Here is a 24,944-nt window from a genome sequence, read left to right as displayed (position 1 = left end):
CGGCAGGGAAAAGCGGGGAAAAAATATTAGATTAGAAGTAGTTAAGATAGTCCTGACTTATGGCAACTCCCGATAATTCAGCAATACCTTAACCATGAACTCCTCAACTGTACTGACCACCGCCCGGAGCGGCGTAGGGGTCACCCGATCAGAAGATTCATTTCAGGCTGGCGCTGACATCGCCCGGAAAGCAATGGCTGGTGCTACGCTTTCAGCTGAAACGCTTTTCCTCTTGTTTGCCACCCCGCATTACAAAACAGATCAGTTGATGGCCGGTATCCGGTCAGTCACGGGAGATTGGCCGCAATTCCTGGGATGCACTACTGTCGGCATGGTCAGCCACGGTTTTATTGACTATTCCGGCAATGTTGCCGGTGGCGCATTCATTTCCAGCGATAGCAAATTCTTTACGCTGTTCAGCGAAAACAGTATCCGCGACAGGGAGTTTGACAGTGGTAAAAGTCTAGCCCGCCAGTTACAGGAAGCAACTACACCTCCTGACGCTGCAGTGTTGCTGTTCTATGATTCCATCAAGGTAACCGCACTGGAAGGACAGCCGGAACTAAATCTTGCCACGCCCATCCTCGAAGGAATCTTCGCCGGGCTTAACCACTGGCCTACCATGGCGGGGATTGGTGCCTGGAGTGATATGAATATCACCAACCCCTGCGCTGTCTGGGCGGGTGAAAGCATCCGGCGGCACGGCCTTGCCGCGGTAACAATCGGTGGCCCCATCCGCATGGATACCATCATCATGCACGGCACCCGTCCCATTGGCGGCTATCATACCATCACACGGGCAGACAGGAACATCGTTTATGAAATAGACCATCAGCCGGCACTGGACATTATTCATAAGATCATGGGGGGAACCATTTCCTGGGAAGAGTTTCCCCTGCTCGTTACACTGGGGGTGAACAACGGCGATAAATTCGGTGACTTTAAAGAAGAGGATTATGCCAGCAGGCTTTGCTTCGCCATTGACCGGGAACAGAAATCACTGATCATGTTTGAGACCGACCTGGTAGAAGGCACCGAGGTGCAGCTGATGCGCAGGAATATCGATTTTGCCTATATCCGCCCCCAGGTGGAGAAACTGCTGGCGAAAGCAGCCGGACGAAAACCACTGCTGGCTTTTTATATCGATTGCCTCGGCAGGGTGAGCGGCTTCTCGGGATTACCGGAAGAAGAATCACTGGAAGTGGCCCGATGGCTGGGTGACATCCCTTTCTTTGGCATCATGTCGGGCGTAGAGATCGCCAATGTGGGTGAGGCGGCCAAAGCCCTCGACTGGACGGGCGTCTTGTGCCTGTTCAGCGAAGCATAAAAGTTCTTATGGAAATGAATAACCCGACCGATCGCCTGCAACAGGAACTGGCTTATTACAAAAGGCAGCTGGACCAGTTGTCGGGAGAAGCGATCCGGTCTGACTTTGCACTTTCTTCGCTCCGTCATGAAATGAAACAAAAGCAGGAGGCTTTCGCTATCCTCTCTCACCTGCAACAGGCTTTTACTGTCACAACGCCGCTGGAAACTATTTTCCGGACAGTCGTAAAAGCGATCAATCTACAGCTGGGAATGGACCGCACGCTGATCCTGTTGCCGGATGAAACTGCGGGCACAGGTGATACCTTCAGCGCAAAATACTGGTCTGGTTATCCGGACACTGCCTCCAGCCAGCTGGAAAAAGCAGCGGTTGTATTGCCCCCTCAACTGTTGCAGGCTGGCGGACATTGCCTGTTTCATCAGAAAGCAACGGAAGATGATACGATCCGGCAGATCCGGCAGCAACTGGAGGTCAATTATTTTGTCGGTTTGCCGGTACTGGTTGACCACCGGCCCCTGGCCTTTATGATCACCGGCAGGCAGTTTGAAAAGATCCCGTTCAATGCGCCACTGAACAAAAGTGATGTGGACACCATCCAGGCGATTGCCGCCCTGATCAGCCAGACCGTCCAGAATAAAAACATGCTTGCCCTCCGGTTGCAGATGGAAGAAAAGATGCAGGAGAATGAAGTGATCCGTAAAATCCTGGATGAGTTGAGAGCAACGCAGGCACAGCTGATCCAAAGAGAAAAGATGGCCTCCCTGGGAGAACTGACGGCGGGCATCGCTCATGAAATTCAGAACCCATTGAATTTTGTCAACAACTTCTCTGAAGTCAATGCGGATCTGATGTCTGAGTTGAAGGAAGCTGTGGCTGCGGGCGACATGATTGAAGTGGCTTCGCTCGCAGAAGATATACTTCGTAATGAGGAGAAGATCCTGCATCATGGCAAAAGAGCGGATGGCATCGTCAAAGGAATGCTGGAGCATAGCCGCCAGGGTGCCGGCGAAAGAAAACCGACCGATATCAATGCGTTGCTGGCGGAATGCCTGCAATTGAGCTATCACGGTTTCCGGGCGAAAGAAAAAAACTGCCATGTATCATTGGAGACTGCATTGGATGATAGCATTGGGGATGTGGAGATGGTAGCACAGGATATCCGGCGGGTGTTGCTGAACCTGCTGAACAATGCTTTTTACGCGGTCTGCCAGAAACAATTGAACGGGCATGCTGCTTACACGCCTGCAGTTAGCGTCAGGACCCAATATGAAAAGGATGCAATCCGGATTAGTGTATGGGACAACGGCACCGGTGTTTCTTCAGCAATCCTGAACAAAATCTTTCAGCCCTTCTTTACGACGAAACCGACCGGTGTCGGAACAGGTCTCGGGTTGTCGCTGAGTTATGACATCATCACCAAAGGCCATGGCGGTGAATTGTTCGTGCAAAGTAAAGAGGGGGAGTATGCGGAGTTCGTCGTTCGGTTACCGGTGGGGCAGGCAGGTTTCACGCAGGGGTTGCATGCAAGGGCACTGGATGCTGACGCGCAGGGAGAAGAAGAGGGGATTGTAGACAATGGATAGGTTTGCGGAGAATACTGCGCCTTATCACCGAATGATCCGCTTACAGCTGAACGCCTGCAAGACTGGCACGCATCCCTTTTCCCGACAGGCAAAAGCGGAACGTATTCCATCTTGGTGGGCGCCTGGCGGAAACATTCGCCGGAAGATCCCATGCGGGTAGTTTCTGGTGCCTCCGGCAGGGAAATTGTCCATTTCGAAGCCCCTGATGCGGTGCGATTACCCGCAGAGATGAACAGCTTTATCCGTTGGTTTAATGAAGATTTGACTACTGATCCCGTGATCAAAGCAGCGATAACGCATTTATGGCTGGTCACTATCCATCCGTTCGATGATGGCAATGGAAGAATTGCACGCGCAGTGACTGACAAACAATTGGCAAGGGCGGATGGCACTTCCAAAAGATTTTACAGCATGAGTGCCCAGATCCGGAAAGAACGAAAGGAATACTATGCTGTTCTCGAATCGACCCAGAAAGGTAGCCTGGATATCACCTCATGGATCAGTTGGTTCCTGGAGTGCCTGAACAGGTCTATTGATGCCACCGTTTTCCTGCTGGATGCTGTGTTATATAAGGCGGTGTTTTGGGAATTTCATTCACGCACGGGGATGAATGAACGCCAACGGCTCATGGTGAATAAGCTGCTGGATGGGTTTGAAGGCAAACTCAATTCTTCCAAGTGGGCGAAGATCACCAAGACATCACAGGATACTGCGTTACGTGATATCCAGGACCTGGTGGATAAGGACGTGCTGGAAAAGGAAACTGGTGGTGGCAGGAGTACCTCCTATGACCTGCGGCGGATAAATTAATTCAGTTTTACATCAACGGTCTTTCCGGCAACCACCTTTACTTTTCTCCATTTTAAGAACTCCATATAGCCCAATGGCTTCTTTGCCTGTGCAGCCGTTTCTGTAAAGTAGGAAATTTCGGCTGTATAGGGTGTGGGATTTTTAATGGTGAGCACGCGTGCGCCCTGTTTGTTTTTTTTGATCCCGGCTATTACCTGGTCAAATACAAAGATTTTGTCCTGGTCGGTTTGTATGTAAATACCAGGCACTTCCATTGCCATCAGCATGCCGTTGAGTTCGGTCCACCCGTTGGAGCCATTGTACAATTTTCCGATTACACCATAACCTTCTGCATCCGAGGTCTGGATGCGCTCCATGGAACTGCCCCACTTTGTACCGCGCGTACTGTCATGGGGATTCAATCCGGCAGATACGGTGGGCCTTCCGGGAAGTTCCACCTGTTCGGTATGACCGTTGATAATGTCGCGCAACAGTTGTGCGTATTTGGTTTCGCCGGTTGCCCGGAACAATTTGAAAAGGTAATCGCCTGAGGAGGTACATATACCAGGAGCTGCATGCTTGTTCTGGGTACTGGCCCAGACGCCGCCGGCGGAATGCGCATTGAAACTGGCCAGGTCGGAGCCCTGCGGGAATTCGTAGTTGTAAGACAGCGTCCAGGTGGAACCGAGGGCTGCCTGCACTTTTGCTTTGGATAACCATTGTGCATCACCAGTAGCCCAATACAATGCCATAAAGGATTCAAGCAAGCCGAAGGTGGATTCTGAATCAGCATCCTGGCTGATGTCGCCGCAGTTACCACCGGTCAGTCCCAGTGTGGCAGTGAAGCGGTGATAATAACTTTCGGCGACGGCTTTAGCACAATCGAGCCAGGAAGGCTCATGAAAATACTGCGCTGCCAGCGCCAGGCCGGCCGGTGCGACGGAGGCCGCGGTGGAATTGAATACCAGCACTTCTCCTGATTCTGGATCCACGTACTGGCCGAGGTCGCCGTGTTGCTTCCAGGTTCGGGCGAATGCAGCTGACAAGTTCCTGGCGGCAGTTTCCCAGGCGGGATCTATTTTGTTGGCTTGGTTCAATGCTTTGAACAGCATCAGTTGCTTGCACAACCAGAACAGGGCATCTGCATTCTTGCGGACCATCGCGGAGGAGACGATATGGGGGTGGGCAACTTTCAGCGAAGGAGGCAATTCTCTTTCTCCGGCGAGTGTTTTGCCGTCATCGATTATGCCATAAAAATAGCCGCTCTTCCCCTGCATGTGGTTGATCACAAAGTCGATGGTATTGGAAACCCGGGTGATGTGCAGCGAATCATTCAGCGACAGCATCGGGTAAGTATTCATCATGCCACCGATCCAGCCAAGCTGAAAACGCGTGAAACTATTTTCGGGAAAATAAATAGATGCGAAGGAGCTGTTGTGAAAGCGATTCTTCTCCACCTGCTGACGGGTATAATCGGAAACGGCATTCATCGGCGCCACATAATATTGCGGCATTTCGCCAAGCAGGGCTTTCCGTTTGTCCATCCAGGTTTCCAGGAAGGCAGGAATACTTTTAGCAGGAAAGGAATAAATATAACAGCGCATCCGGATTGTCTCGCCCGATTTCCAGTCTTGGGGTTTGTCCTGGCTTTTGCTGAAATCGCCGAACCCGGCAACATATTCTCTTATGCCCGGGGCCGTGAGTGAAAAGGTTGCCCGGGAACGGTCTGCGTTCTCTTCTATGATCAACCCGGTGGTTCCAGACTTTGTATTCGGTTCTGTCAATACAACAAACCCGCGTTGCTGTTGCTTCGAATAAAAACTCATCGCCGGCGTAGCAGTACTCCAGGTAAGCAGTTCGATTTTTGACGGTTCATTGTGCTTTAAGGCCAGCCTGGGGTTGTCAGAAAAAGTAAGCGGCAAAGCAGAATTAAAATACATTTCCGGCGGATAAGGCGGCATGTAGCCTCCTTTAATGACCGGAAAACGGTTGCCATTATAAACAGCACCGGGGATGAGCACATAATTATCGACTGACCAGTCCGCAAATCCAAAACTGATTGCTACTGCGGCGTTTTTCTCTTCCCCTTTTTCCACGGAGAAATCGATCTCCAGCTGAAGCGCTCCATCGCCTGTGTTGCGGAGAGATGCAATGCGGTATTTCCAGTTTGCAGTGGCAGTTTTCAGCAGGCCATCTTTACCGCCGGCAAAGGCGAGTTTTTCTTTCACTTTGTTCCCATCGTATTTCCAGACTTCAAAAGACAAGCTACCTTTCAAGCCACTCAAAGCCTGACTCACCGCTTCAACGCCTTGCTGCGCGGAAACCGGTAAACTGCAAAACAATAAAATCGTCAGTAATGTCAATAGCCTTTGGCCCTGGATAATTTTGTCAGCAATTGCTTGCCGGTTCCCTTGCCGGTGATGATGTACAGATTCCACGTGTCGTGATTGAGTTGTTCGAGACGAAATGATTTGGATGGATCCCGGAGTATCTCCTTCACCCAAAGCGGAAAGGCATTGGCTGCCCTTGCCTGCTCCCAGGTGCGGATGGTGGTGAAGATCGCTTCCTTCTGCGGGCAGCTTTCCACATCTTTCTGATTGAGGTACAAACTGTAGGTGGTACCAAAACCAATAGAGATCGCCTGAATGTGTTCGTACTGCTCAACCGTTGATTCAGCTTTGATCGGAAAGTTGCCGCCCATTCCTACCGGGAAGAAATTCGCATAGGTTACGTCGCGCAGGTCTTTTCCCTGACTTGTCGTGCTGCCCCACTCTCTTGTATCTACATCATACAGGTTTTTTCCACCGCCTACATTCCAGATACTTTGGTAATGCCAGGAGCCTTCAGACAACGTCGCCCCTGTAAACCGGATATAATCAACTCCCTGCGCTTTTGCACGCGCAAACATCCTGCGGAAGAAACGCTTTGCTGAATAGTAGCCATGACCGTTGTTGAACAGAAATTCCTGTCCGTCGAAATCGTAATACCGGAGGCCGTTGATGGCGCAGACATCCGCATACCAGTCTGCGATCTTGTCCTGCAAAGCCATATTGGGAATGATGCCATCATAGCCGTAGTTGATGGTCACCTGGAGTTTATAGATGGTATCTGATCGCTGATGGCTGGCGGGCGTGGTGCCCCAATAGCCGCGTTTTACTTTTAGTAACCGATACGGTGGTTGTTCAGAGACGCCGAAATAATGAATCAGTTCCTTTCCGATTTTGATCATATTGAGATCCGCGACATGGCCTTCCCAGCTGGCGATCTCCTGGAGGTGTCGCGGATCATTTACTTCGATGATGGTATCTGCGGCACCAATAGAATTGACCAGCAGGCGTCTTTGCTGATAACACAAACTATCACTGGGAATGGGACTTGCATCTTTTGTACCGGGAGCGAGGGCATTGGTGATCGGCGTTCTGCCGATCGTGATGCCCCGCTTTGCTGCCAGGGCAGCAAATTCCATATGCGACAGGTTTCCTGAAGTCAGCTTTAATGGTTTCTTCTCAAAATGCTTGCCGTCGATATAACCTTCGTTGCCGCGGTCCGGGCGGAGAAAACTCTGATCATACAGGCTGATCGTTCTAAAACCAAGTCTTGTGGTATAGGAAATGATACTGTCGTAGATGCCACCGCTGGTGATGGCATCAGGAACATATGCGGCAGGATCTTTCACCCATTTGCCGTTGATGGTGGGATAAGGCAGTTTTTCTTTCAGGACAATATCCTGTATCACATCCATCAGGGCCGTGCTGTCGGGGCTTCCCCATAGAGCTACCGACGAACCGATAAAATCAACTCCCGGCAGGGGTTCCACCTCGATGTGATTGGGTTTGTTGGCAGTCATGTGCGGGATCAGCGAATAAAACACTTCCCGTTGGGTGGTCCGGTCGCGGCTCTGGTAAGCAATTGAAATTCTTCCCTGCTGATCTACGCCTGCGGCATTGCCATACAGGATCCGGTACCAGGGTTCCTTATGCGCATAGAAGGCGACATCACTGATGCCATCGCCGCCCAGGGAAAAAGCCTGTCCCTCGTGGAGACTATCCGGTAACGGAAAGCGTTTCGCGTCAGGACTATGAATGATGTATTCAAATGGTGCGGCATCGGCAACCGTTGAAGCTGTACCGCCCAGGGTGTTGTCATTCAGGGCCAGCATACCGATGGCGTAGTTCACGGAAGCGCTGGTGTCTCGGCTGACGCCGATAATCTCACCGAACAGGTTGGTGATGTTGGTGTGATATGGTCCCCACTGGATGGCGTCGATGCCGTTGCGGGGAGAAAGGGAGAGCAGGGTCAGTTTGAAATATTTATCGCGCGGCTGGATGGAAACCCTTGCCACGGACCCGTTCGGATAGGTCAACAGGATGGTCTTATCCTGCTTGTTATACGCCGCTTTTACGGGCTCGAAATAGCGGTGGTCTTTTGTGAGGTAAAGACTCAGTAGCGGCGATGGTTTATCGGCAGGACTAAATTCACGGTTCGGGCTGACCGTGGTATTCTTCATGCTGGTGATATACCCTTTGTTGTTGACGCGCATGGAGAAGTATCGGGTTCTGAAGTCTGACTGGGCGTGCAAAGCAGGGGCTGCCAGTAAGGCCAGCAAGAGCAATCGGCTACGAATAGAAAGTATCATCTGATGCTGAATGTTCTGCCAAAATAGATTGTTTCCGTGAAGGAGATGTTTTGCGATATGCGCTTTTCTACCTGAATTTTCACGCTTTGCAGATGCAACAGATTCATTTGCAATTCTGTCAACGTCAGCGGGACTCTTCCGATTAACCAACAAAACCTTGCCATGAAGTTCCAATCCTTATTTACGCTTGCTATTTCACTTCCGATGGCTTTTGCCTGCAAAAAGGATGCGAAGCCCACCGGAACGTATGAAACCGCTGAATTTCACAGAGACTGCACCGGAGCCTACCTACGGTGGAAAGACAAAGACTACAAGATCTGTAATGCTGAAAGTGTAGCTTCATTTACCGGAAACACCAGTGTGGAAGTCATTTTTCATGAAGTGAACAATTGCACCGGAACAGGCAATTTTCAAATAACGTGTGACCTCTATCACCCGTATGTTAACTACATAGAAGTGGAGGCAATAAAGTAATATTGCCTATATGAACTTTAGCATACAGCCAGTACTGGAAGATGAAATAGTAATGCTGGTGCCGCTTCAGGAACCAGATTTCGAATCGTTGTATGGTGTAGCATCTGATCCCCGCATCTGGGAACAGCATCCCAATAAGGATCGGTGGAAGGAGGACGTATTCCGAAATTACTTTGAAGGCGCGATGCAGAGCGGCGGTGCGTTTAAAATAATTGACAAATCCAGTGGCAAGCTGGCCGGAAGCACCCGCATCTATGACTATAATGAGGAAGGCAACAGTATCCTCATTGGTTACACTTTTATTGGCACTGAATTCTGGGGCAAGGGCCTGAACCCTGCGGCAAAAGCTTTGTTGTTGAATTATCTCTTTCAGTATGTCCCGCGGGTGTATTTTCATATCGGGTCCCATAATATCCGCTCACAGGTTGCTATTGGCCGTTTGGGGGCAATGAAGGTCGGCGAACAGGAAGTGGCCTATTATGGGGAGGCGCCGAAGCTCAATTTCGTATATTGTATTGAAAGAGAAGATTGGCAGAAACGTCAACAACAGCAATCCGAAGTATAGAACTCTCTGGCCTTAAAAACTAATTAAATATGGATGCCCATTCCATTGTATATGTAAAGACAGGAATCATTGGTGATAAAATAACCAGGCCGGTAACGAATTTTCGATTGATACTTGTTGGAAACATCATTGATAAACACTTACATGGCGAAGGTATATCTGCTTCCTCAATATGGAGGAATGGGACACGAGAATATTCCCGTGTTTGGTTTGCCAAGAAAAAGTGGTAGGAGAATAACAATAATTATTTGCTCTGATTACCTAAAAAATATAAGAATTAAAAAAACATACGATCCTGCCCTGATAGAAAAAATTGACAATACCTCATTTTACTACGGCGTCGATGAGTTAACGCTTAAGATATTTGCAGCATCCCTTAACAATAACAACAGGGAGATTAATGATCAATCGATACAAACTCCGCCCGGTAAGGAATAAATCCCGTTCTTATCCGCCAGAGAATATCACCACTTTTATTGATCAGGCTCACGGCGTTCGCCTGGGCGCTGCAAACCAGCAGGCTGGTATCTCCCACCCGGTAAACACTTCCCATCCGCTCGCTGTAGAGATAAGATGGCAGGCCGATTGCCAGGCTCGCATCAGCAGTATGATTTTTTTCATCCAGTACATACTCCCTCACCGCGGAATGCTGCTGATCAATTCCGTTCTCAAATAACAGCAACTGGTTATTGGCAGTGCGGTGAACGGCATGCACTTCTGAAAAAGAATTGCAGTTGCGGAACACAAAATCACCATTCCGACCCAGCTTCCAGAGCAACTTTCCCGATTTCGCATCAACTTTCCAGATTTGTCCGCTGAGATAGAAAGACACCAGGTAGTTACCATCGGTATCCAGGCTCAGGCTATTGGCATGCAGCCAGTCGGTTCTGTTTTGTTTTATTTGTGGATCGGTCAGGGGATCCATCACATCAAACACTGTCCACTCCCAAACTTTATTGCCCACTGAATCGAGCACCAGGATGCCATCGCCTGTGATGGTATCCGCTGCAGTGCCACCCGCGCGACGCAGATCCATTATTTTCTTTTCCTGGGTAAGGGTGACCAGTTGTTGCGCGTCATTGTAAAAAATCTCGTGATGGATCGTCCGATCAAAACCTCTTTCCCCTTTTTTTAAGTGAAACAGAGTATCTCCGGCAAGCGATAATTCCAAAATCTCATTGCCATAGCTTGTCGGATAGGACAAGGGTGCAACGATGGACAGGATGGTAGACTTTCCTGTAAAGTGTGCTACTTTGAATCCCGCATCAGCGATCGTATGATACCAGATGATATCACCCTTTGCGTTGGCCAGGTATGCTTGTCCGGGAATGTCTCGCCGTGCAAGGAGCACCGCCCCTTTTTCAAAAGTTTCCGACAGCAACGGCCGGATATCAACAGGAAAGATGATATCCTGCATACCGGCGGGAAGTTCGTTCGTGGTAAACTTTCCGTCAGCGAGCACGACGTCCTTCCCTTCTTTCTGCCGGCATACAATGTCATAGAGATAAGTACAGGAGGGTCTCAGGTACAACAAGGTAAACAGATGTTCCTTTTTGCCACCCGAAACTGGTGTTGTCCAGTTCTTTAAGGGGTTTGCTTCTTCCTGGTACCGGATCAGCAGATCGGCGGCATCACTGCTCACCACGGCAATCTTTTTCATCAGTACATTGCCCGAAGCAGGTAACTCGCCGAAGGACTCCAGTTCAACATCACATGCCGAACGGCAACCGCCTGCAAAAAAGAAAAAGGATACTGCAAGGATTAATTGCAGTATCCGTAGACTACTTGGTATGTTTATTTCCATAGGGCGTTTTGGGAAAGCTTGTTGTTGGTCTGCAACTCTGCCGCTGGTATCGGGAAGATATAGTGCTTTGCTTCTATCTTGTCCGCACCCTGTTTCAGGTTGCCCGCCATATAAGCTTTAAGTTCTGCCGCTGTCGGATACCATCTTTTCAGATCGTTCCAGCGGTTCTGCTCGAAATACAACTCCAGCAACTTCTGGTGCTGCAACTCTTTCATCAGGTCGGCAGTAGTTGGGAAATCGGCTGCTGTTTTGGCTGTCAGCCCCGCGCGCTGCCTGATGCGATTGATATCGGTAAGCGCGGCATCACTATGGCTATTCATCAATGCTGCCTCTGCATGCAGCAACAGCACTTCGGCAAACCGCATCACTTCCACATTCGCTGTTGAAGGAACTGCTGACCAGTAATTGTCTGCACCGCCCACATTACGCCAGGCACTGGTAAATTTCTTGTTCAGGAATTTACCTTCAGAAAAATCCTTGTAAACCGGCTCGAAACGGTCGATGCTGGTAGATGCTGCAGCCCACAACTCGTCAAAAGATTTGTCGTCATACCACGTGGCATCGGTTTCGCCAAAATCGGAATACTTCCACATCAACGTCGCATACATGCGCTTGTCGAATTTGGTATCTGATCCTCCGGGCCTTAACTCCTTTTTGAATTCTTTCGCGAGGAACTGGGATGGAATGTATTTGAACCAACCGCCGCTGGCAGGACTACCGGTCAGCTGGGGACGATAGTTGTACATCGCATTGCCACCACTCTCTTCATTCCAGGGACTATACTGACTGTTAAAAGGACCATACACCCATTCCAGCACGGACTCGGAATTAAATTCAGTCTTGTCCGTGAAATTGTCCTCGTAGTTGCTGATCAGCTCATAACTGAACGGCGCCGTCAGCAGTTTGCCCAAAGCGACCTCTGCATTAGCATAATCTTTGGTATACAAATAAGCTTTCCCAAGAAAGGCCAGCGCTGCGCCCTGTGTCACCCTGCCTTTATCGGCATCCGGCCTTGATACCGGAAGGTCGGCGGCGGAGGCATCAAAATCTGCAATTGCCTGCTGGTAGATCTCTGCTTCCGGTGATGCCGGAAGGAACGCGTCGTCTGAAGACTGTGCAACACTGGTCTTCAGCGGCACATCCCCGAAATTGGAAGCCAGCAGGAAAAAACTCAGCCCCCGCAGGAATTTTGCTTCTGCCTGGTAGCTGCGTGTCAAAGCCTCATCCATCCCAGCTTTATCTGCATTCTCAATAACGAGATTGGCGCGATAAATCGCACTGTACAGCTTGGCGAAAATATCCTGTGTATCGCCGTTCTTCGCATCGTTGATAAAATTGGCCACCTGGATGGTAGACGGTTCGCCACCGGGAATGGTGAGTACATCGTCGCCAAGGGCATTGATATCCTGGTAGCCGCGGAAAGCACCGAAGTAGCCACTGAGCGGCAGTCGCATGGGACTGTATACGGAGGCAATGGCCGACTTCACATCCGCTTCATTTTTCCAGAATTTATCTTCCGTGAGCTGGTTGGGGTTGCTCGTTTCCAGGAAGCTTTTTTTACATCCCACCACTAAGGCTACCGTTGCCGATAAGGTGATGAAGGATCGCTTGAATATTTTGTTCATGTTGATGTCGTTGATGATGAAGATTAGAAAGAAGCGGTAACGCCGATCATGATCGCCCGCTGAATCGGATACCCGCCCCAGTCGTTACCCCTGCTGAGCGGACTGCCGCCATTGCCCAGGTCAGGATTAAAGCCACTGTAGCTGGTGATCGTAAACAGGTTTTCACCGGAGAGATAGAACCTGATCCGCTCCATACCCAATTTATTCTTTGTGAACTGCTGCGCGATGGTGTAGCCCAATTCAAGACGTTTCAGGCGTACATAGGAACCATCTTCCAGCCAGCGGTCACTGTTCTGCCTTGCATTGAGGTTGGGGTCAGCGAGGATAAAGCGAGGGAAGTTGGATGTGTTGTTGGTGGGCGTCCACGCGTTCAGGGCGTCGCTCGAAAAGTTCGTGTATTCATTCATCTTTTCCATCCAGTACCGGGGACCGTTATAGATCTTGTTGCCGAATACACCCTGGAACAGGATGTTGATGTCGAAGCTTTTGTAGGAGGCATTGCCACTGAGGCCGGTTTCGAAAGTTGGGATGGGCGACCCAACATATTGCTGGTCGTTATTGTCGATAATGCCATCCTTGTTGAAGTCTTCAAACTTCAGGTCACCCGGCTGCGCGTTCGGCTGGATCTTATTTCCGCTGTGACCGGTATAGGCATCAATCTCCTGCTGGGTCTTGAAAGTGCCCTGGTTTTTGATCAGGAAGAAGCTACCCAGCGCATAGCCAACGATACCGCGCTGGATGTCACCGAATTGCTGGTTGCCACTGCCGATGGTCACGGCATCCATTTTATTCTTGATGGCCGTCATGTTCCAGCCGATATTATAAGACCAGTCTTTTTTCTTATCGCCGTAATTGATGCTCAGTTCGACGCCGCTGTTGTTGATATTGCCGGCATTAACAGGAGGGGCGCCGTTGATACCCGTACTCAAGGGAATGGGAACGCTGAGTAAAACACCTTCTGATTGTTTTTTAAACCAGTCAAACACGATGCTGAGCCGGCCGGCGAAAAGGTTCGCATCGAAGCCGATATTGGTGGTATTCGACTTTTCCCACGTAAGGTCCTTTGGCGACTGTGAACCGCTGGGGATGCTGCCGATTACCATACCGCCGTTGGTGAGGAAGTTCATGTTGGTACTGAGCAGCGCCTGGGTAGTGTAAAGGGAAATGCGATCGTTACCGAGGGTACCAATGCCACCGCGGATCTTGAGGAAATCGATCACTTTATTCAGGGAAGAATGCCGGAAGAAGCCCTCGTTGGTCACGTTCCACGCAGCCGACAAACCATAAAACAGGCCTTTGTTGTGTTCGGGATCAAAGATGGAAGAAGCATCCTGGCGCAGCGATCCATACAGGGAATAGCGGTTATCGAAAGTGTAGGTAACCCTTCCGAACTGAGAGGTACGCGTGCTGGCACTGGAGGAGCCGTTGGGTTTGTTCCAGGAGGTTGCAGCAGAAATACCATAAAGCCCCAGCGCCGGGTAATATGCCGTTACCCCAAAACCATTGGAACTATCCCGCTGCGCGGAGTAACCAGCCATCGCAGAAAAGTGGTGCACACCGATGGTTTTTTCGTAGCTCAGGATATTTTCAACCAGCCATTGCGTACCCAGTGAAGAGCCCATGCTGGTCTGCGGCTCGTTGATGGTGGTGCTGCCATCGGAATAGGGATACTGGTAATTGTTCTGATAACCGCGGTAGTTGGAATAGCCTACGTTGAGGCGGTATTTCAGCTGATCGATGAGCCGGACCTCGGCGAAGGCATCCACGATAATGCTGGCATTATTGCTCTTGTTCTGGGTGGAGCTTAGGAACGCCACAATATTGGTGAGGTTCTTCAGAGCGGGTGGGCGCATGCCCCATCCGCCGTTGGGATTATTGGGATCATAAACAGGTACAGTGGGTGATGCCACCAGTGAAGTGATGATGGAACTGTGTGTCTGATCGGCGCTACCACCTGCGTAGTCACGGCCGCCGGCATAGTTGTAGATGAAAGTTTCGCCCACTTTCACCCGTCCTTTTTCATATACAGATTTAATCCGGAAGTTGGCATTGGTATAATCGGAGTGGATCACGGCGCCTTCCTGTTTCAGGTAGCTGCCGGACAGGCTGTAAAGAAAGTTTTCAGAGCCGCCGGTAACATCAACATTCGCTTTGTAATTGGGGGCAGTGGTAAAAATTTCATCCTGCCAGTTCGTGTTTACGCCATTTCCCGGCGGGTAGGCACCACCGTTATCGTTGAAGGTTTTGGTGATCTGGTCGCTATTCATCACGCCCAACCTTTTCGGGATGCTGTTTTGTCCGTATACCGCGTTGAACTGGATTCTTGGAGAAGTATTCCTGCGGCCGTTTTTGGTGGTCACCATGATGACGCCACCTGCTGCGCGGGCGCCATATATATTGGCTGCCGAAGCGTCTTTCAGGATGTCGATGCTCTGGATGTCAGAGGGGTTGAGTCCGTCGAGACTGCCGAAGGGAATACCGTCAATCACCACCAACGGACTATTGTTGCCTAAGGTGCCGGAGCCGCGTACGGTAATAGAAAGGCCTGATCCGGGAGCGCCGCCACTGGATTCCACGGAAACGCCGGCAACGCGGCCCTGCAGGGCGGAAGTCAGGTTGTTGCTGGCATTGGCACTTAACTCATTCACTTTGACAGAAGCCACTGCACCCGATACTTCTTTCCGCTTCTGTGTGCCGTAACCTACTACCACGATCTCTTCCGTTTTGGTATCAGCGAGTTTCATTTTGATGTCCAGCGCGCCTGTTTTGGACACTCGCATGGAAATCGTCTCATATCCCACATAGGAAATCACGAGTAGTCCGCCGTTATCAGAGATCTGTAAGCTGAAATTTCCCTTTGCATCCGTGACGGTGCCTTTGTCGGTGCCGGACAATTTTACCGACGCGCCATCCAATGGTTTGCCGCCTTCGCCCGTTACTGTTCCTTTGATGTCAAGAACCGGCAGCGGAGCTTCTGTGACCGGTATGGGTTTGGATTTAACCACCACAGTCTTTTCGATGATGGCATAGGTCAATTGCTGGTTCTGAAAGCAGGTATTCAGCACGTCTTCCAGTTTGCCGTTAACCGCCTGGATATCCACCTTTTTTGCCTGGCGGATGAGTTTGCCTTCATACCAGAAATCGTAACCCGTTTGTTTTTTAATCTCTTTGAATACTTTTTCCAGGGAGATATTCTTCCCGGAAAGCGTAACCGTCTGTGAATACCCACCGGCGCTTACCTGCATACAGACCGTAAAGAGCAGAATTGCAGTAAACTTCATAATCAGGAGCACCTGCCTCGCCGGCAGGCTGGTTTTGGTTAATCCCTTTGGGGGAGGGACAAAGAGTGCCTTCAAATGCATAACTTTGCTTTGTTTGGGTTAATGAATAAGCAGTTTTCCGATTGTTTTTCTGATGACCCTCACGTATTGCCGCTCCGGTCTCGACCCCGGAGCGGTTTTTTTTATGTGGGTCATCTTTTGCCGGGTCAGGAAGTGACAATGATGGTTCTTCCTTCCAGCCTGAAATGAATATTGCTGAGTTCTAAAATTTTTAAGACGCCTTGTAAGGTTTTGTTCATAGATATGTCCGCCGTAAAATAGCGGGCGGGTATATCGCCTTCATATTTTACTTCCACGTCGTACCAGCGCATCACCTGCCGCATGATGGTTTTGATGTCGGCTTCGCGGAAGATGAAATAGCCGTCTTTCCAGGCCATAACTTCTGCGATGTTGACACTGCTGTTTATTTTGAGCTTACCGTTTTCATCCAGTTGTGCCTGCTGGTCCGGAAGCAGGAGCGCGTTACCGGCTGTCGTTTTAACTTTTACACTGCCTTCCAGTAAAGTGGTGTTGGTGGTGGACTCGTCGTTATAGGCGTTGATGTTGAAATGGGTGCCGAGCACTTCTACTTCCTGGGCATTGCCATTATTGCGATGAACGGCAACACTGAAAGGATGGAGGGCGTCTTTTGCCACTTCGAAATAAGCTTCGCCGGTGATCTCCACCTTTCGCACCCCTCCCTCAAACGAGGTGGGGTAGCGAATAGATGAAGTGGCATTTAACCAAACCTTACTGCCATCGGGAAGAATCAAACGGTATTGCCCGCCACGGGGTGTACTCATCGTATTGTACAGTACTACATTGCTTATGCGCCCCGTTCCTTTATAGGCGAGTTGACCATTTGCGAGTTTCACGACTTCGGAATTTCCCTGCGTGGCCAGTTTGCCATCGGCTGAACTGTCGAGCAGAATCTGTGAGCCGTCAGCCAGGGTGAGGATGGCGCGGTCGCCACCTGGCTGAATTTCTTTTTCCGCCTCTTTTATTGTTATTGGTGGTGTGGCTGCCGGGATCGTCTGTTGCCGTTGGTTCAACCACCAGAAGGAGCCGATCGTGATGAGAATGATCGCTGCTGCCGCCACACGCCAGCCGTACAGTTTTCTGACCGGCGTTACGGGCTGGTGTAGAGCGGGTTCGATGGCCGTTTCGCTGATGGCAGACCACATTTTCTCCCAGTCCACCTGCTGATGCATTGTTTCGGTTGCAGTCTCCTGTCGCAGGGTAGTGATAAAAGCCTCGAGACTTTCGTCGCCGGCATCCTGTTTCAGCAACTGGAGCATTTCCTTTATGTCAGCTTCGCTGGCGGTATTGCCGGCATACTGCTTCAACAGCTGTAATAACCTTTCTTTCGGGGGCATAAGCAATCGGTTCTCCTTCTATAGAGTGGTGATCTTAAATAATTGATTAGCCCGGATGAAAAAAAATTTCAGATTGGTCACTATGAACGATCTGCGAGGATGGCGACAACAACGGCGATGTCCCTGAGGTAAGATCGCAGGAAGCCGACGGCTTTGGCCAGGTGGCTTCGCACGGTGTGGGTGGAAATATGGAGCTGCGTGGCGATCTCATCATTGGTGAGACCCTTCTGGCGGCTGAGGATATACACCAGTCTTTGCTGGGGCGGAAGTTGATCAAGGGCCTTTTCGACCCAGCGGAGGCTTTCCCGGGCATCAAGGGACTTTTCAAGCGTATTATCGGCCGGAGGCTGAAAATGCTGTGCTGCGAGCCTGACGATCCGGTCCTGGTTGGCTTCTTTTTTCAGGTATGCTGCAGTCTTGTTCAGCAGGATGCGGTAGAGGTAGGATTCGGGGGCTTCGACGGTCGCCAGGTGTTGCCGGCTGATCCACAGGCCGATGAAAATCTCCTGGATAATCTCTTCCGTAATAGCCTGTGATTTAGTGAGGCGGAAAACGACTTTGAACAGCTCTTCCCGGTGCAGCTCGAAGTATTGCCTGAATGCCTGCTCGTCTCCCACGCTGATGCGTCGGAACAGTTCCGTATCTCTGGAATGGGCAGCAAGCAGCAGCATATCGATCAGCCAAAATAAGTTCTTTTTGCGATGTGTGTACTATGCAAAAAGAAAGTTTCCTTCCTGAATTTTACCGGATCATTTGTTGCCACTTTGATTGTTGTGTAGTTGCTGGAGCTATCCCGGGAAGCAGGGAACAATGTTACCGATTGCAATCGTACAGCTATATATAGATGCTATTAGCCAGGGCGACGCGGCTGGCATAGTAATGTAACCGGTGACATTGTTTATTTTTGGCGCAAAGTCAACTGTTAGTCTATGGCAGCACAACACAGAACCACAGTTACACCTTTCCTGACCGTGAATGATGGCCAGAAAGCTGTAGCGTTTTATATTGCGGCTTTCGGGGCAACGGAACTTAAACGGCATCCTATGCCGGGTGGAAAACTGACCTCAGAAATCAGTATTGAAGGTGCCCTATTCTTTGTGGGTGACGAGGAACCGCAGTTTGGCAATACTGGTCCGGATGCGCATTCAAACAGTCCCGTCAGGATTATCCTGCAGACACAAAAAGCAGACGAATTGTTTGAACTGGCGGTTCAACAGGGTGCGTCACAGATCTGCCCGATGACAACGGAAGATTACTGGCGGATCGGAAAACTGAAAGACCCTTTCGGCCACACCTGGGAGATAGGGTACATACTGCAAGACTAAGTACAGATCTATGGAAAAAGTATTGTTTAATATCCCTCACGTCAAACTGGTCCGACTTGACTCAGGCCGGTATTGCCTGGTTGTTGAGGATACCCTGGTAAACGACCTGGTTGAAGATTTCCTTTGGGATGACTATGTGTACCAGGCCACAACCGTTTCCGTACCGGGAAAGTCGATGCCGGCAGTTTATTCCAATTATTTTGATGACACCCTTCCGGTGGAAGCATTGATTGAAATGTTGCAGCAGCTGGATCCTGCTGAGGTAGAACAGGCTTTCAAAATCCACAACGGGTAGCGCCTTCTTAAAATTTATTTGAACCTGGTTTTATCTGAAGTGTTTCCGCTCCGCCATTCCAGTTCAGTTTCAGTTTCATGGCAACATTGGATTCAATAACCAACTGGGGTCTCTGCTTATTGTTACTGCGCGCCGCACAACGGAGCGACAATAGCCCTTCGGTACCAATCGGATAGCGGTCAATGCCATGCTCTTCCACTAACCGCACATCCCATTCGATCGTGTTCTGCTGCAGGTTACCCGTGATGCCGAAGATGCTTTCGAAGAGGATCGATATCGGCACCAGGCCAGTCCAGCCAATAAAATCCGGGCGCGCCAGGAAACCCGGACTGGTCGTTTCGGGGGCATAATATTCGAAGAAGGTGCCGGTCTCCTTAAACACCTGCATCACCTGATCATGGTGTTTCCTGGCAAGTTCGAATGCTTCCGCACGGAAATTCTTCTTTCTTAGTCCGCTGATCACCATGTAGTTCGTTGGCGCCCAGACACCGCCCTGCCAGTAGCGACCGTCCGCCTGGTATTTCTCGTGATCCGCAGGCATAGAAGGAATAGGATGCTTTCTGGCGAAGGTTTTCGGATCATTCAGGTGTGCCACAAACCGTTTCAGCTCAGCTGGTTCCAGGATATCCGTCCACAATGCCCAGTAGGCACCGATGCTCTTCAATGTGCCCAGGGAGCCATCGGCGTAACGGTCATATAAAAATGCGGTTTTGGGGTCCCAAAGCTTTTCCCGAATATACTTTTTCAGAAATTTGGTTTCTTCTTCAATGTCTTCGATCTCCTGCCAGCGTTCTGTATGGAATCCGAATTCAACGAGGATCTTCCCGATATACAGTTGCTGAAGACAGGTATCGAGCCAGGTCATGAATCCATTTGAATAAATAGGATTGTACTGCTTTTGCACCCGCGGTTGGTTGTCCATCCCCGTACCCCAGCCACTCGACCAATAGGAACCATCCTGCCACCTGCGGTTCAGCTGAAGCCATTGATAATAGGCGCAAAGCACCGGGAAGATCTTGTGCAGGCGGTTGAGATCGCCAAACTGCTGAAAATATTCCAGTTCACTCCAGGGGATCAGGTTGGGACCTGTGCTGGTCGGATCATACCGGTGAAAGCAATCGAGCCCGGATTGTCCCCAGATCTCACGGCAGATGAATCCGTCGGGATGCTGTTTTGCATAAAAATTATTGAGGGTCTGCTGGAAAGGATACGCCCTTGTACCGTAGCGGGCGAACATGGTAATAAAGGTGGAGTCCCACATGAAAATATTGCCATTGTATGCAGTATCAATATAGGAACAGGTAAAGCCGGAAGTTGGTGCAGGATCCTTGATATTCCGGAAAGCGATTTCCCATGCCTTCCAGTACATGTCTATCGCCAGGTCATTTCCTTTCCAGACGGGCGAAGGCAGGATCTCCCGTGCCTGCTGAAAGGCCGGTGCGGCGACAAGGGTAGGTTTCGCATTGCGGAACTCATTTTCCGTTACGAAGATGTTTTTGATGTAGGTGTTCTTGTAGGTGGACTGAATGTCATCTCCTTCGGGAAGCTTCCCGGGTGTTTTTTCTCCGGCCCGTAAAGCAGCATTGGGAACAGTGGCAGAGGCAGCAATCAGCGCAGTGTTGCGCAAAAATTTCCGGCGCGAATCCATATAGCAGTTTGAGGGAGAAAATTACTGTTTATTTAGACAGTAACATTACACCATCCTTGCGCAATTGCGTAAAATGTTCTTCAATTTACGCATGAAGCTTACTATGAAAGATGAAACGAAATCCAACAGGAATGCGCTAAATTGACCTGCTGAATCTTTATCTGCCTGTCATGCGCTATCTCCTGCTTTATGTTACCTGTTGCATTTTTGTTTTCACCTTCCATGGCTGTGGTGAAAACCATAAAAAGCTTGCAATGCTGGAACTGCTTTCTCCGGAAAAAACAGGGGTTGCTTTCAGCAATGAGATCAGGGAAGATGAACAACTCAACATCCTCACCTTTGAATATTTCTACAACGGTGCCGGTGTTGGCATAGGCGATTTTAACAAAGACGGCCTCCAGGATCTTTTCTTCAGTTCCAATATGGGCAAATCACGGCTGTACCTGAACCAGGGAAATTTTTCTTTCAATGATGTTACCGAAACATCGGGAATCAAAACTGCAGGCAAATGGGCGACGGGAGTATCTGTAGCGGATATCAACCAGGATGGGTTCGCCGATATCTATCTCTGTTTTGCGGGGCCTCATGACGCATCAAAAAGAGCCAATGCGCTGTACATCAATAACGGCAACAATACCTTTACCGACAGGGCGACTGCATACGGCCTTGCCGACACCGGGCATAGCGTGCAGGCGGCTTTTTTCGACTACGACAGGGACGGCGACCTTGACCTATACCTGCTGACGAACATCACAGATGAAATGGGTCCCAATATCATCCGGCCGAAACGCAATAACAGCGAAATGGCCAATACCGACCGGCTGTACCGCAACAACGGGAACAGCACTTTCACCAATGTTTCGCGGGAAGCCGGCATTACACACGAAGGGTATGGCCTGGGCGTAGCCATTTCAGACATTAATGCAGACGGCTGGCCGGATGTTGTCGTTTCCAACGACTATCTCTCCAATGACCTGTTGTATATCAATGACCGGAACGGTCATTTTACGGATATGGCAGCAACGGCGTTTAAACATACCAGTTATTCGGCGATGGGTAACGATGTTGCCGATATGAACAATGACGGCATGCCCGATCTTATCGAAGTGGACATGCTGCCGCCTGACAACTACAGGAAAAAACTGATGCTGGGCGCCACGAACCATGATCGCTACCGTTCGGAACTCCAGTATGGGTACTCCCCGCAATTCATGCGCAATACCCTGCAGCTGAACCGTGGTGATCATGGCACCGGTGTGCCGGGTTTCAGTGAGATCGGGCAATTGGCGGGGGTAGCGGCAACAGACTGGAGCTGGAGTCCCCTGTTCGCAGATCTCGATAATGATGGCTGGAAAGACCTTGTAATCACCAACGGCTATCCGAGGGATATTACCAACCGCGACTTTATCAATTACCGGGCGCAGGAACTGATGCAGGAACATGCCGGTCAAAAGCTGTCACAAAAAGCTTTCGCAGCATTGCAGCAACTCGATGGCGCTTTATTGCACAGCTTTGCTTTCCGGAACCAGGGAGACCTTCATTTCAACGATGTATCAGCTGAGTGGGGACTAACGACCAGCGCATATTCCAGCGGTGCGGCTTATGCTGACCTGGACAATGACGGTGACCTGGACCTCGTGCTCGTGAATACCGGTGCACCAGCCAGTATTTACAGGAACAATGCTGACTCCCTGGTAAAGAACCATTACCTCGAATTTTCACTGGCGGGGCCTGCAGGAAATATCAATGGTTTTGGAACGAAGATCATTGTGTATGCGGGCAACCTGCAACTATTCCAGGAATGCGCTCCTGTACGTGGATATCAGTCCGCCGTAGATCCGGTCATTCATTTTGGTCTGGGAAAAAACACAAAAGCAGATTCAGTGGTAGTAACCTGGCCCGACGGGAAAATCTCCAGGCTGACTAACCTTGTTGCAGATCAGCGAAAGCAGCTGGCCTGGTCAGCAGCCGGGAATACGGCAGGCAGCAATAACGACCACCAGTCGCAGGCTTTTTCGCCGGCGAACTACCTGTATGGGATTCGTTTTAAACACCAGGAAACTCCCTATACCGATTTCAATATCCAGCCTTTGCTGCCGCATAAATTTTCGCAAAGTGGTCCGGGCATCGCGGTAGGCGATATCAACGGAGATGGGTTCGATGATTTCTTTGTCGGCGGAGCCTACCATCAGTCCGGACAACTTTTCGTTCAGCAAGCCAGCGGCGCTTTTGTTTCAAAACCATTGGAGGCCGGGAAAAAGCAGGAAGAAGACCTGGGTGTATTGTTTTTCGATGCAGACAATGACCAGGACCTTGACTTGTATATCGTGAGTGGCGGAAATGAATTTTCAGCAGGATCTAGGTTTTACCAGGACCGCCTTTACAGGAATGACGGCCGGGGGAATTTCAGGATCGATACAACTGCATTGCCGCCGGAACGGGAAAGCGGCTCCTGTGTGGTAGCTGTTGATTTTGATACGGATGGTGACCTTGATCTCTTTGTCGGCGGAAAGATCACCCCGCAGCACTACCCCGATGGCGGTAAAAGCTTTCTGCTTGAAAATAACGGAGGCCGGTTCATGGATGTCACAGATAAACTTGCGCCGGGACTGAAAAATGCCGGCATGGTGAATGCGGCCATCTGGTCAGACATCAATAATGATGCAGCACCAGACCTGGTGGTGGTGGGTGAATGGATGCCCATTACGGTATTTGTGAACAGCCATGGGCAATTCACGAACCAAACAAAATTGCTGGGCCTCGACAGCACCGTTGGCTGGTGGAACAGTATCCAGGCGGGAGACTTCAATGCCGATGGTAAAACTGATTTCATTGCAGGAAACCTGGGCACCAACAGCCGCTATATCACTACAGCCACAGATCCGCTCAGCATCTGGGTAAATGATTTTGGCAAAATGGGGAACAACAATCCCGTCATTACCTATTCCGTAAATGGTACCAGTTATCCCATCCACCCCCGTGAGGACCTGATGATGCAACTGCCCGGCCTCAGGAAGAAGTTCCCGCTTTTTGCGGACTATGCAAAAGCAACCATGGCCGACCTGTTTCCTGCTGAATTATTACAGCAGGCAAGAACGATAAAGGCGAATACCTTTCAGACATCTGTCCTGCTGAACAATGGCAACCAGCCATGGACGCTCAAACCCCTGGGCACAACGGCACAGTTTTCGCCAGTCTTTGGTATACTGGTGGATGACTTTGATGGCGACGGGATCGATGACGTGGTGCTGAGCGGCAATTTCTATGGGGCCGAAGTGATCAACGGTCAGTATGATGCTTTCAGGGGACTGTACCTGCGGGGTAAGGGTGATGGCAGCTTCAGTGAAAAAGATAATGGATTCAGGGTTGAGGGAGACGGAAAGGGACTGGCGAAAGTGATGGTGAAAAACAAGTTCCCGCTCCTGCTTGCCGCACAGAACAATGACAGCCTTATTGCATTGGTGGCAGAAAAGCCTGCCACACGGGTGGTGAAACCACGGGCTGATGAAACTCACGCGATCCTTACAATGGCCAACGGCAAAAAATTGCGGCGGGAATTCTATTACGGTTCGGGCTATCTTTCCGCGCCGGGGAGGTATCTGGCTATACCGGCGGAGGCAACAACAGTTGAACTATATGACGCGAACGGGAGGAGCCGGAAATTATAAGGGGAAGGCTTTCACTGTACCCGGCTGAAATAACGCACTTCATAGCGGCGCTGGTTTTTACCACCAAAGAGCGGCGACTTGTTTTTCTTCAGCGCCATCAGGTTGTCGTCAACATGAAGAATGACAAATTCGTCTGCAGGCCTCCCTGTCTGGTCAGACAGAGAAAGGATTGAATCATTACGATGGTACCTGTATTCCAGCTGCTCGCCCATTCCCTTCCGCAAAACGGTATTGTTATCCCGGTATTCGTAAACTTCCTGCGGTGATGGATTTTTATTGGTGAAGGAGAAGCCATTGTAATAATCATAGATGGAGTCGAGCCGCCAGTTCCCGGTAATATTTACTTCAGCAGGGTGTCCGCAGGAAGCACTAGAAAGCAGCGAACAAAATATAAAGGCAGCGATAAATGATTTCTTCATAAAGCACAACGAACAGTTTGAGCAGACAATAATCCCGGCATCGCTTTAAAATTAAAGCAGGATGCCGGGATTCTGGTAGAGCAATTTATT

17 protein-coding genes and 1 pseudogene are annotated in these 24,944 nt (G+C 50.1%); 9 read left to right on the top strand and 9 right to left on the bottom strand.

The features are described from left to right. Window positions 1-94: 94 nt before the first annotated feature. The 3 genes and pseudogenes from FPE01S_RS08945 to FPE01S_RS08935 form a co-directional block, all read left to right on the top strand. Window positions 95-1,327, top strand: coding sequence for an FIST signal transduction protein (locus FPE01S_RS08945; RefSeq protein WP_046368360.1), 1,233 nt, complete (start codon window positions 95-97; stop codon window positions 1,325-1,327). A gap of 8 nt (window positions 1,328-1,335) precedes the next feature. Beyond that, window positions 1,336-2,910, top strand: coding sequence for an ATP-binding protein (locus tag FPE01S_RS24775; protein ID WP_052955630.1), 1,575 nt, complete (start codon window positions 1,336-1,338; stop codon window positions 2,908-2,910). A gap of 48 nt (window positions 2,911-2,958) precedes the next feature. Further along, window positions 2,959-3,720, top strand: a pseudogene (locus tag FPE01S_RS08935) (Fic family protein); the annotation flags it as partial. Here FPE01S_RS08935 and FPE01S_RS08930 read toward each other — a convergent pair. Both FPE01S_RS08930 and FPE01S_RS08925 read right to left on the bottom strand, forming a co-directional pair. Continuing rightward, on the bottom strand, window positions 3,717-6,137 hold the full coding sequence (locus tag FPE01S_RS08930) for a hypothetical protein (protein WP_157473942.1): 2,421 nt from the start codon (window positions 6,135-6,137) through the stop codon (window positions 3,717-3,719). The pseudogene FPE01S_RS08935 and the gene FPE01S_RS08930 sit on opposite strands and share 4 nt — an antisense overlap. Further along, complete coding sequence (locus FPE01S_RS08925; RefSeq protein ID WP_217998179.1) at window positions 6,059-8,335, bottom strand: hypothetical protein; 2,277 nt, start codon at window positions 8,333-8,335, stop codon at window positions 6,059-6,061. The genes FPE01S_RS08930 and FPE01S_RS08925 overlap by 79 nt, the downstream gene beginning before the upstream one ends. Before the next feature lie 162 nt (window positions 8,336-8,497). On the opposite strand from FPE01S_RS08925, the gene FPE01S_RS08920 reads away from it, so the two are divergent. The 3 genes from FPE01S_RS08920 to FPE01S_RS08910 all read left to right on the top strand — a co-directional run bounded on the left by FPE01S_RS08920 (window position 8,498) and on the right by FPE01S_RS08910 (window position 9,812). After that, window positions 8,498-8,809 (top strand): hypothetical protein, encoded by a 312-nt coding sequence (locus tag FPE01S_RS08920; RefSeq protein WP_157473941.1) that lies wholly within the window; start codon window positions 8,498-8,500, stop codon window positions 8,807-8,809. 10 nt (window positions 8,810-8,819) lie between these two features. Further along, window positions 8,820-9,374 carry a GNAT family N-acetyltransferase gene (locus FPE01S_RS08915; protein ID WP_046368357.1) on the top strand — a complete coding sequence of 185 codons (555 nt, stop codon included), beginning with the start codon at window positions 8,820-8,822 and terminating at the stop codon, window positions 9,372-9,374. Between the two features lie 144 nt (window positions 9,375-9,518). After that, the gene (locus FPE01S_RS08910; protein WP_046368356.1) at window positions 9,519-9,812 is read left to right on the top strand and encodes a hypothetical protein; all 294 of its coding nucleotides are present in this window, start codon (window positions 9,519-9,521) and stop codon (window positions 9,810-9,812) included. Here FPE01S_RS08910 and FPE01S_RS08905 read toward each other — a convergent pair. The 5 genes from FPE01S_RS08905 to FPE01S_RS08885 form a co-directional block, all read right to left on the bottom strand. Continuing rightward, window positions 9,772-11,034 (bottom strand): aryl-sulfate sulfotransferase, encoded by a 1,263-nt coding sequence (locus FPE01S_RS08905; protein WP_169749146.1) that lies wholly within the window; start codon window positions 11,032-11,034, stop codon window positions 9,772-9,774. The genes FPE01S_RS08910 and FPE01S_RS08905 overlap by 41 nt on opposite strands. A gap of 134 nt (window positions 11,035-11,168) precedes the next feature. After that, window positions 11,169-12,803, bottom strand: a complete 1,635-nt coding sequence (locus FPE01S_RS08900) for a RagB/SusD family nutrient uptake outer membrane protein (RefSeq protein WP_046368355.1) — start codon at window positions 12,801-12,803, stop codon at window positions 11,169-11,171. 23 nt (window positions 12,804-12,826) lie between these two features. Beyond that, window positions 12,827-16,165: a TonB-dependent receptor gene (locus FPE01S_RS08895; RefSeq protein WP_052955627.1), complete on the bottom strand. Its 3,339-nt coding sequence runs from the start codon at window positions 16,163-16,165 to the stop codon at window positions 12,827-12,829. Between the two features lie 125 nt (window positions 16,166-16,290). Continuing rightward, on the bottom strand, window positions 16,291-17,499 hold the full coding sequence (locus FPE01S_RS08890) for a FecR family protein (protein WP_046368354.1): 1,209 nt from the start codon (window positions 17,497-17,499) through the stop codon (window positions 16,291-16,293). 80 nt (window positions 17,500-17,579) lie between these two features. Continuing rightward, on the bottom strand, window positions 17,580-18,170 hold the full coding sequence (locus tag FPE01S_RS08885; RefSeq protein ID WP_046368353.1) for an RNA polymerase sigma factor: 591 nt from the start codon (window positions 18,168-18,170) through the stop codon (window positions 17,580-17,582). Between the two features lie 258 nt (window positions 18,171-18,428). On the opposite strand from FPE01S_RS08885, the gene FPE01S_RS08880 reads away from it, so the two are divergent. Both FPE01S_RS08880 and FPE01S_RS08875 read left to right on the top strand, forming a co-directional pair. Next, a complete protein-coding gene (locus FPE01S_RS08880; protein WP_046368352.1) occupies window positions 18,429-18,824 on the top strand; it encodes a VOC family protein in 396 nt (131 codons plus the stop codon). Window positions 18,825-18,834: 10 nt separating this feature from the next. Next, the gene (locus tag FPE01S_RS08875; RefSeq protein WP_046368351.1) at window positions 18,835-19,119 is read left to right on the top strand and encodes a hypothetical protein; all 285 of its coding nucleotides are present in this window, start codon (window positions 18,835-18,837) and stop codon (window positions 19,117-19,119) included. Window positions 19,120-19,126: 7 nt separating this feature from the next. Here the strand turns inward: FPE01S_RS08875 and FPE01S_RS08870 are convergent, their stop codons facing one another. Then, the gene (locus tag FPE01S_RS08870; protein WP_046368350.1) at window positions 19,127-20,767 is read right to left on the bottom strand and encodes an MGH1-like glycoside hydrolase domain-containing protein; all 1,641 of its coding nucleotides are present in this window, start codon (window positions 20,765-20,767) and stop codon (window positions 19,127-19,129) included. Between the two features lie 170 nt (window positions 20,768-20,937). Between FPE01S_RS08870 and FPE01S_RS08865 the strand changes: the two genes are divergently transcribed. Then, entirely contained in the window at window positions 20,938-24,435 is a 3,498-nt protein-coding gene (locus tag FPE01S_RS08865) for a VCBS repeat-containing protein (protein ID WP_052955626.1), read from the top strand. An 11-nt stretch (window positions 24,436-24,446) separates the two neighbouring features. Here the strand turns inward: FPE01S_RS08865 and FPE01S_RS08860 are convergent, their stop codons facing one another. After that, window positions 24,447-24,854 carry a hypothetical protein gene (locus tag FPE01S_RS08860; RefSeq protein ID WP_046368349.1) on the bottom strand — a complete coding sequence of 136 codons (408 nt, stop codon included), beginning with the start codon at window positions 24,852-24,854 and terminating at the stop codon, window positions 24,447-24,449. Window positions 24,855-24,944: the final 90 nt, after the last annotated feature.

Origin of the sequence: Flavihumibacter petaseus NBRC 106054 (assembly GCF_000974785.1) — a bacterium.
GTDB classification, from domain to species: Bacteria; Bacteroidota; Bacteroidia; order Chitinophagales; family Chitinophagaceae; genus Flavihumibacter; species Flavihumibacter petaseus.
The sequence above is the reverse complement of the archived record's forward strand: the minus strand, read 5'-3'. Positions and strand labels throughout refer to the sequence as shown.